At 58.6% G+C, this 9192-nt stretch carries 6 protein-coding genes and 1 pseudogene; 6 read left to right on the top strand and 1 reads right to left on the bottom strand.

The genetic code is table 11. From position 1 onward, the window contains the following. The 5 genes and pseudogenes from ACKVY0_RS24075 to ACKVY0_RS24055 all read left to right on the top strand — a co-directional run. Nucleotides 1-1493, top strand: a pseudogene (locus ACKVY0_RS24075) (hypothetical protein); the annotation flags it as partial. Nucleotides 1494-1869: 376 nt separating this feature from the next. Then, entirely contained in the window at nt 1870-3993 is a 2124-nt protein-coding gene (locus ACKVY0_RS24070) for a ThuA domain-containing protein (protein ID WP_409217408.1), read from the top strand. Next, the gene (locus ACKVY0_RS24065) at nt 3990-6275 is read left to right on the top strand and encodes a PVC-type heme-binding CxxCH protein (RefSeq protein ID WP_409217407.1); all 2286 of its coding nucleotides are present in this window, start codon (nt 3990-3992) and stop codon (nt 6273-6275) included. The genes ACKVY0_RS24070 and ACKVY0_RS24065 overlap by 4 nt, the downstream gene beginning before the upstream one ends. A gap of 123 nt (nt 6276-6398) precedes the next feature. Beyond that, entirely contained in the window at nt 6399-6956 is a 558-nt protein-coding gene (locus tag ACKVY0_RS24060) for a c-type cytochrome (protein ID WP_409217406.1), read from the top strand. Between the two features lie 185 nt (nt 6957-7141). Continuing rightward, a complete protein-coding gene (locus ACKVY0_RS24055) occupies nt 7142-8209 on the top strand; it encodes a virulence RhuM family protein (RefSeq protein WP_409217405.1) in 1068 nt (355 codons plus the stop codon). Between the two features lie 62 nt (nt 8210-8271). Here the strand turns inward: ACKVY0_RS24055 and ACKVY0_RS24050 are convergent, their stop codons facing one another. Continuing rightward, nucleotides 8272-8562, bottom strand: a complete 291-nt coding sequence (locus ACKVY0_RS24050; RefSeq protein ID WP_409217404.1) for a hypothetical protein — start codon at nt 8560-8562, stop codon at nt 8272-8274. A 35-nt stretch (nt 8563-8597) separates the two neighbouring features. Between ACKVY0_RS24050 and ACKVY0_RS24045 the strand changes: the two genes are divergently transcribed. Further along, on the top strand, nt 8598-9192 hold a 595-nt coding region (locus ACKVY0_RS24045; protein ID WP_409217403.1), incomplete at its 3' end, for a sulfatase-like hydrolase/transferase.

Raw genomic sequence — 9192 nt, 5'->3', positions numbered from 1 at the left:
CGCAGGTCGATGATTCGGTGTTTGCCAAGAATCATGTTGTGAGCCCGCTCAAGCCGGAGCATCTCGACCATGCGCTACAAATTCTCACGTGGATGGAAGCGGAGTTGAAGCGCTATCCGGCTGGTTTTATTCGAAAACACGGCCCTAAAAATCTCGTCTTGGCCAACGCTTACATCTCCAAGACCGCCAAAGGCTCGGCGGTGACCTACTCGCCGACCTTCATCGCCGATAGAGCCAGTGATTCGATCCTCGTGACCGTGCCGACGACCATGACGCCTTCGGTCGAAGTCCTTGGGCGTGGTTACATCCACCGCACGCTGTTCAACGACCTGCTTGCGGACATAAAGTCCCCCGATTCGCCGCTCGACCTCGCCAAATGGAAAACAATGGAGTCCGATGACTCAAAGCTCGAAACTGAGAGCGCCAAACGACTCACGAAGACAAGCAACGCACGAGAGGGACTTTACCAGGTGCTGTGGGATGCTTGGGAGTTTAATCAACTGCTTACGCTCGCCAAAACCGATACCAAACTGAAGCAGCGCATCGACCTCGTGAAGGCTTGGATGACGTCGCTCGATCGGCAGTTCGATGAAGCTTTCTGGTCCGCGCTTGCCACCAGTCCCGAGCATCAGCGCGTCGTCTGCCTCAACGATCTGACCGACACGCACAGCGTTGACAAGATCAAAGCCGATAGCGAGATCCAAACCGACATTCGCAAGCTGGAAGAGCAGTGGGGCTTCAAAGTGCTCTGGGAACCCGGCTCCGAAGCGCCACCCATGCCGGTGAAAGTGCGGCTCGAATACTCCTACTTTACCGACAAGAAGATTAACGAGTTCAAAGCGTTCATGCGCATGTGCCGTGAGCAGTTGGAGATCTATCCCGAGCCGATCACCATGCGACTCAACGTGAAAAATCTCTACATGCTCGACACTTTCAACTTCCGAGGCGCAGGCGTCGCCGGACAAGGCATGAGCTGGCTACCCCAGGCGTCTTTCGCCTACGGCTTGCGCACCTTTGATCCCGCAGTGGTCAAGTCCATGGACTTCCTCCGCCGCACCATTCACCACGAGGTGCTGCACTTGATGGACCGGGAGTTCTCCAAAGAAGGCGGCCCCATCTACGGCACCAACTGGGACAGCCTCAACCAAGAGGGCTTCCGCTACAAAATCGGCAGTCCCGGTGCTCTCAACAGCCCCAGCCAACTCCGCTTCTACAAAGACAACACCAAGTGGCAAGGCTTCGCCGAACCCTACGGCATGAACATCGCCACAGACGACCGCGCCACGCTTTATGCCCGCCTGATGACCGCACGCGTCGCTGACGAAGGGCGAGGTGATCAACCCTTTCTCGAAAAACTAAAAACCGACCCGATCCTCAAAGCCAAAGCGGATCGTCTCGTGACGTTCTTCAAGTCCTTGAGCCAAGAGCTGGCGATTCAAACGCCCAATCCATGGTCCTCCAGGCTCGAAGGATTTTTTGGGCCAGCCAAGTAGTTTGGTGATCGTTGATCACCACAACTCTGCACCCGGAGTTGGTGGCGGGGGAGTATCGGGAGGTGGTGTCAGCCGCGCTCATGGCATTAAAGTTGGTGGCAGGTCGAAGATTGGAATCGTGGGTTTTGATCGCGGTTATCATGGTCGCACGGTCGCCCCGGTTCTGACCGTTTCCGGTGCGGCGGTCGGGAAAGCAAATTCCTAGCAATCACGGAGTATAATCAAACAGTCAGAAGAATGAGGGCGATGGAATCATGGCATTCCATTCCTCTGCCTCATTCATCCAACGCCAAGCCTCAGGCACCCGAATGGCCGATTTTGCCTAAAACATGTCTGAACGACCGGGATATTGTTCGTCGTCTTCTTTTCCACCTCCATGAACACTCTTCTCCGATTTGCAGGCTTCTGCGCGCTTAGCGTGGTGGGTGCCGCGTTTAACCTCGCGGCCGCCGATGCTCCCAAGAAAATCATCTTCATCTCGGGCAAGCCCAGTCACGGACCGATGGCGCATGAGCATCGCGCGGGGAACATGATTCTCGCCAAGCGGCTGAATGCGGCGGGACTCCATGTCAACGCCGTGGTTCTGCCGAAAGATGGCTATCCCGAAGACCCAGCGGTGCTCAACGATGCCGCCACGATCGTCGTTTTTTGCACGGGGCATCGCGGGCATGTGCTGAATCCTCACCTGGAGGAGTTCGATGCTCTCATGAAGAAGGGCACGGGCGTGGTCATGATTCACTGGGCCACCGAGGCTGAGGTGGGAATGCCGGCGAAAAAGTTCCTCGAGTGGATGGGCGGCTTTTGCGACCTGAATTGGTCGGTCAATCCGCATTGGAGCCCGAAGTTTAAACCGGTGCAGCATGAGATCTGGAATGGCGCCGAGTCTTTCAGCCTGAACGACGAATGGTATTACCACATGCGCTTTGTCGAAGGCATGAAGGGTGTCACGCCCATCCTCACGGACCTCCCAGGCATAGAAACTCTCAAGCGACCTGACGGCGAACGCAGCGGAAACCCCGAGGTGCGCCGTGCCGTGGCCGCGGGCGAAAGTCAGCCTGTTGCGTGGGCTTATGAGCGGCCTGATGGCCAAGGGCGCGGGTTCGGTTTCACCGGCGCTCACAACCATGTCAGTTGGCAGGACGACTCGTTCCGCAAAATCATGCTGAATGCGATCCTGTGGACCGCGCACGTCGCAGTGCCCAAAGGTGGTGTGCCATCGACCAAGCCGGACGAGCAGGAGATCAAGGCCAACCTCGACGCCAAGGGCGAAAAAGCCCCCGCAGCGAAACCCAAGGCAGACAAACCCGCCGCCGCCAACGCAGCCAGCGGAGCCGCAGTCGTGGATTTCCAAAAGCTTCGCGAGCAAAACTTCCGCCGCATCGACTCGCAGCTTTCGCTCGATCTGCTCTCCCGAGCGCTTGCCGTGAGCAAGGAACCTGCCGCCCAGGCGGCCATGCTTCGTGGCACGCTCGAAGGTCTCGCCGGTCGTCGCAATGTGAAGGCGCCTAACGGCTGGAAGGCCACCGCGACCACTCTCGCAGCCAGTGGCGATGCAGAGGTGCGCCAGATGAGTCAGCAGCTTAGCCTCATCTTTGGCGATGAATCCGCCAAGGCCCACGCTCTCGCCATATTGACGGATCCTTCGACGCCGACCGAGGAACGACGCGAGCATTTGCAGTCGCTGGTCACGATGAAGCATCCGCAACTCAAACAGACGCTCACCACGCTCTTGAAGGATGCCAACCTGCGGGTGGATGCGATCCGCGCCTATGGATCGCTCGACGATCCCAGCGTCTCCGAGCTGCTTTTGAAGGCTTATCCCGAGTTCGACGTCACGTCCAAACGCACCGTGCTGGAAACGCTCTGCTCCCGAAAGAGCTATGCGACCCAACTCCTGCCAGCGATCCAGAATGGCACCGTTCCGAAGAGCGAAGTGCCTGCCTACATCGCCAGGACACTCGCCAGCCTCCTCGGTGACTCGTTCACCGCCGTGTTTGGCGATATGGCTGCCCTCTCGAAGGACAAAGCGGAACTCATCGCCAAATACAAAAACTTTGTGACCCCGGCACGAATGGCCACTGCCAATGCTACCCGCGGACGAGTGATCTTCCAGGCGGTGTGTGCATCCTGCCACGTCCTTTACGGCGAGGGCGGGCACATTGGGCCCGATCTCACGGGATCAAATCGTGCGGACTTGGACTACATCCTCCTCAATATGATCGACCCCAGCGCGGATGTGCCGGACGCCTACAAATTGGTCACCATCACGGCTCGTGACGGTCGCCTCTTCACCGGAACACTCGCGGAAGAGGATGATCAACGCGTCGTCCTCAACATGATCGGCCAAAAGTCCACCGTGCTGAAGAGCGACATCGCCAAACGTGAAGTCTCGCCTCTCTCCATGATGCCCGAAGGCATGCTCACCGCCATCCCCGCCGACCAAGGCCTGGACCTCCTGAAATATCTCCAAACCACCAAGCAGGTCGAACCCTCCAAATGAACGCCGCCTTCTTTCGCACCACCACCACCGCCCTTTTCCTCGCCAGTGCCACTCTCGGCCACGCGCAGGAGTTGAAGACCAGCAATGCCCCCTTTTTGAAGCCCGCTGAGGCCGTCGCCAAGATGCAGATGCCGGCGGAGTTTGCCGTCAGCATCTTCGCCGCCGAGCCCGACATCGGTGAGCCCATCGCCTTCACGTTTGATCAACGTGGACGCATCTGGGTCGTGGAGAACTACAACTACGTGAACCGCCGCTCGCACACCGACAAGGAAGTCACCCGCGTGCAGATTTTTGAGGACACCGATGGCAATGGCGTCTTCGACACGAAGAAAACCTTCACCGACAAACTCACCTTCAGTTCAGGCATTGCCGTCGGTTTTGGCGGGATCTTCGTCGGCGCACCTCCGAACCTCGTCTTCATCCCGGATGCCAATGGCGATGACAAACCCGATGGCCCGCCGGAAGTCCTGCTGGATGGCTGGGGCATCGAAGACCGTCATGAAACACTCAACAGCTTCCTCTGGGGCCCTGATGGCTGGCTTTATGGATGCCATGGTGTCTTCACCCAATCGATGGTCGGAAAGCCCGGCGCACCCGCCTCGGAGCGGCAGTTCATCGACGGAGGCATCTGGCGCTATCATCCCACGAAGAAGCATTTCGAGGTCTTCGCGCAAGGTTTGTCGAATCCCTGGGGCTTCGACTTCAATGATGTCGGTCAAGGATTCGCGAGCTGCTGCGTCATTCCGCATCTCTTCCATATCGTGCAGGGCGGCGTCTATCACAAGCAGAGCAAGCCCCACCTCAATCCCTACATCTACGACGACATCAAAACGATCCGCGACCACACCCATCGCTCAGCTCACGGCGGTGCTCGCTTTTATCTCGCCGATGCCTTTCCGGCCAAATATCGCGACCAGCATTTCATGTGCAACATCCACCAGCATCAAGTGCTGACCGATGTGATGAAACCCAAGGGCTCCAGCTTCATCGGTAGTCACGGCGAAGACTTCCTCACCACCAACGACCTCGCCTGGGTCGGCTTCAGCGTCGAAATCGGCCCTGAAGGCGGCGTTTACATCCTCGACTGGCACGACACCGACATCTGCGGCAACGCCATCAACTTCCCCGACAGCGGCCGCATCTACCGCATCATGCCGAAGGCCGCCAAACCACAGCCACATGAGGACATCGGTGAGATCTCGGACCAAGACCTCGTCGCTTTGCAAATCAACCCCAACGACTGGTATGTGCGCCAAGCCCGGCTTCAGCTCCAGATGCGAGCCACCTCGGGAAAACTGGATCGCGAGCCCGTCGTCGCCGATCTCGAAGCCCTGTTGACTCACGCAGACACCAGCAGGCTTCGTCTGCGTGCCCTCTGGGCGCTCCACGTCATCGGTGCCTTGTCGGAAGAGCGACTCCTCACCCTCCTCGGTCACAAGGACGAATACGTTCGCGCCTTCAGCATTCAGTTCCTCTGCGAAGACCGCAAGCCCTCGCAGACCGCTCAGACTCGCTTCGCTGAACTCGCCAAGTCAGACCCCTCCGCCGTCGTCCGGCTCTATCTCGCCTCCGCCTTGCAACGCCTCACCCACGACCAGCGCTGGCCCATCCTCGCCAACCTCCTCCAACACGCCGAGGACATCGACGACAACAACATCCCCCGAATGCTGTGGTTCGCGCTCGAGCCCATGGTCCCGGTTGCGCCTGAAAAATCTCTCGAACTCGCCACGAACGGCAAACTGCCCAAACTCGCCGAGTTCACCGCCCGCCGCCTCGTCAGCGGCGACCTATCCCAAGACGCACCCAAAGCCAAACAGGTCACCAAAGGCCAGCCCTATCCTCCCGGCGATGCACCCGAAGCCGCGCAGAGAATTGTCCAGCAGTTCGCCCCCGGATTCACCATCCGCGACGTCGGCGAGGGCGGAGTCCTCAAGCTCGAGAGTTTCCGCAACGAAACTGCCATGCAGACGCATCCCTTGAATCAAAAGGTGCCATGCACCCTCTACCGCCATCTCGATGTCCCCAAGACCGGCAAAACCACGCTCAAAATCCGCGCCAGCTACCACCCCCACGGCGACTGGAAACTCCGCGTCCTCGCCGGCGAAAAAGTCCTCGCCGAGCGCCTCGTGGACTACCAGACCGTCAAAGAGGAATGGCTCAACCTCGAAGTGGACCTCACCCCCTTCGCCGGCCAACACCTCGACCTCTCCATCCAAAACAGCCCGACCGACTGGCGGAACGAGTTCGGCTACTGGGGCAGCATCCGCGTTGTCAGCCAATAGAACTGACCATCGAATCGAGCGATGAAAGATTGAAATTAAACCCATGAAACACACACTCACCCACTACCAACCTTCATCACGCTCTCCGCTCGCCGGGGCACGGCACAAGCCTTGGTCGGTGAGTTGAAGAAGAACACCATTCCGAAGACCGATGTCACCGCCTTTGACGCCCGCCAACTCTACCGCGTGCTCGGGCCATCGTTTGTCGAGTTCTGGGGTCCCATCACCCAGCTCGCCAGTGATAAGCAGGCCGAGATGGCGAAGTATAAAGCCATGCTCACCGATGCCGTGCTTGCCAAAGCCAACGCCGGTCATGGTCGCGCCATCTACGAGCGCACCTGCATCGCCTGCCACACACTCTACGGCGCAGGCGGCATTGTCGGCCCCGATCTCACCGGCTCCAATCGCGCCAACCTCGACTACATCCTCGCCCAGATCATCAACCCCAGCGAGGTCATGCAGGAGAGCTATCAGCTCGTCATCGTCACCACCCGCGATGGCCGCACCCTCTCCGGCACGGTCGCCGCTGAAGACAACCAGCAGCTCACTCTCCGCCTCGTCGGCCAAGACAGCATCGTCACAAAATCCGAGATCCTCTCCCGCGAGAAATCCCCCATCACCGCCGTCATGGAAGGTGGCGAGAAGGCGTTCTATCTTCAGAAGGATAAGTATGGATTTTAAATTCACCCTGACAGTCCGCTTAGCATCATCATGAGCCAGCCACACCAATCCCAAGTCGTCATCTGCCAGAGACTGGATAACCTCGCGCGCCTTGATGTGCAGTTTGAGCGGGAAGTGTTCTGGCAGCTTATGGCCGCGTGTTTTGTAACACACACAATTATTCATTGCGCAGGGGGACAAGCTTGATGAGCAAAGACAAACCGATCAAAGGCAGCCGCACCAAAAAGAAGACCGAAGTCTCTCTCGTGCGCTCATCAGCGGCGGAATACCTCACCTTTGTGGCGGGCAGCGGGAATGGAGGCGTGGAGGCTGTTTACGCGGATGAGAACGTCTGGCTCAGCCAGAAGATGATGGGGGTGCTCTATGATGTGGAGACGCACACCATCAACTACCACCTGAAAAAGGTCTTCGCGGATAGCGAACTGGAGGAGGTGTCAGTTATTCGAAATTTTCGAATAACTGCCGCCGATGGCAAAACCTACGCCACCCAGCACTATAGCCTGGCTGCGATCATCGCCGTGGGTTACAAGGTGAACTCGGAGAAGGCAGTGCAGTTCCGCAAGTGGGCCACTGGCATCATTGAGTCGTTCACGATCAAGGGCTACGCGATGGATGACGAGCGGCTGAAAAATGACGGTTCCATCCTGAACAAGCAATACTTTGAGGAGCAGCTCCAGCGCATCCGCGAGATCCGCCTGAGCGAGCGGAAGTTCTACCAGAAGATCACCGACATCTACGCGACCTCGATTGATTACGATGTCACGGCGGCGGCCACGAAGCGGTTCTTTGCGACGGTGCAAAACAAGCTCCACTGGGCCATCCACGGGAAGACAGCGGCGGAAGTCATCGTCTCCCGCGCCGATGCCACCAAGGACCGCATGGGTCTGACGACGTGGAAGGATGCTCCCAGCGGGAAAATCCAGAAGTTCGATGTCGTGGTGGCGAAGAACTACCTGACGGAGAACGAAATGGCCCAACTACAGCGCCTCGTCTCCGCCTACCTGGATGTGGCCGAGAGCATGGCGCTGCGTGAGATTCCGATGACCATGCATGACTGGGAAACCCGCCTCAACCGCTTCATCGCCGCGACCGATCGTGAGATTTTGCAAGACGCAGGCAAGGTCAGTGCAGAGATCGCTGAGGCCCATGCTCTGAGCGAGTTTGAGAAATACCGCATCGTGCAAGATCGCCTCTTTGAATCGGACTTTGACCTGATGCTCAAGCAACTGCCGTCGGAGGGAGACGCATCCTGATAGAAGGTGGAACCGCAGCCATGACCAGCCGCCCAATCTCTACATCTGATCCTCCAGAGTGCCTACGACGACGGTCGCACATAATGCGCCCCGCGCCCCTGTTCCTTCGGCACGAGGTAGCCTTTCTCGACGAGTTCCTTCAGGCGCAGCTTCACGGTGCTGGGTTTGCCTTGGGTGAGCTTCACGATCAGGCTGAGCGTGAGGGTTTCGTGATCGGGGAGGAGGGCGACGATCTTCTTGGCGGGCGGGTGGAGGTCGGTGGCTTGGGTGGGCTGCTGATCAAACATGAGCCTGAATGCCTTCGGATCGGTCATGCTGGCGAAAAAGGCACTTTGGAGTGACTCGGGTGGCATGGCAGAATGATAACAACTTTTGGCAGACCTAGGCCATGTATTCCAGAATCGAATGGCGTTTTACTTTGACCATGAAATGCCGCCGTTTCTTCTACCTCCTCACCCTGCTGCTCGCGCCGCTGGCCACACTGCACGCGGCCAGTCCTGTGCCATCCAAACCGAACATTCTCGTCATCCTCACCGATGACCTCGGCTACGACGACGTCGGGTGCTACTGGATGCCGGACAACCGCCCGGGCTTCGAGAAGATCCGGACACCGAACCTCGACCGGCTTGCCGCCGAGGGCGCCCGGTTCACCGATTTCTATTCTCCCGCCCCCGTTTGCACCCCGTCGCGCGCAGCACTCATGACTGGCTGTTACCCGGTGCGGGTGGGCATGTCCAGCTTCGGACGCAATGGCGGCGTCGTGCTCAGCGAAGCGCACATGGAGGGGCTGAACCCCGACGAGGTCACCCTGGCTGAGATCCTCAAGGAACGCGGCTACGCCACCGCCTGCGTTGGGAAGTGGCACCTCGGGCACCTGGCCCCATTCTCCCCGCGCCAGCATGGCTTCGACGCGTTTTACGGGATGATGTTCCCCAACGACATGAAACCCTTTGTCCTCCACCGCGACGAGACGGTCATCGAGC

This window comes from Prosthecobacter sp., assembly GCF_046154365.1.
Lineage (GTDB): Bacteria > Verrucomicrobiota > Verrucomicrobiia > Verrucomicrobiales > Verrucomicrobiaceae > Prosthecobacter.
Note: the sequence above shows the minus strand (reverse complement) of the source record. Positions and strands in the feature narration are given on the sequence as shown.

What these genes read in the sequence shown, in the direction of transcription:
- ACKVY0_RS24070 (WP_409217408.1), top strand. Translation starts at nt 1,870, where the DNA reads ATGAACACTCTTCTCCGATTTGCAGGCTTCTGCGCGCTTAGCGTGGTG.
- ACKVY0_RS24065 (WP_409217407.1), top strand. Translation starts at nt 3,990, where the DNA reads ATGAACGCCGCCTTCTTTCGCACCACCACCACCGCCCTTTTCCTCGCC.
- ACKVY0_RS24055 (WP_409217405.1), top strand. Translation starts at nt 7,142, where the DNA reads ATGAGCAAAGACAAACCGATCAAAGGCAGCCGCACCAAAAAGAAGACC.
- ACKVY0_RS24050 (WP_409217404.1), bottom strand. Translation starts at nt 8,562, where the DNA reads ATGCCACCCGAGTCACTCCAAAGTGCCTTTTTCGCCAGCATGACCGAT.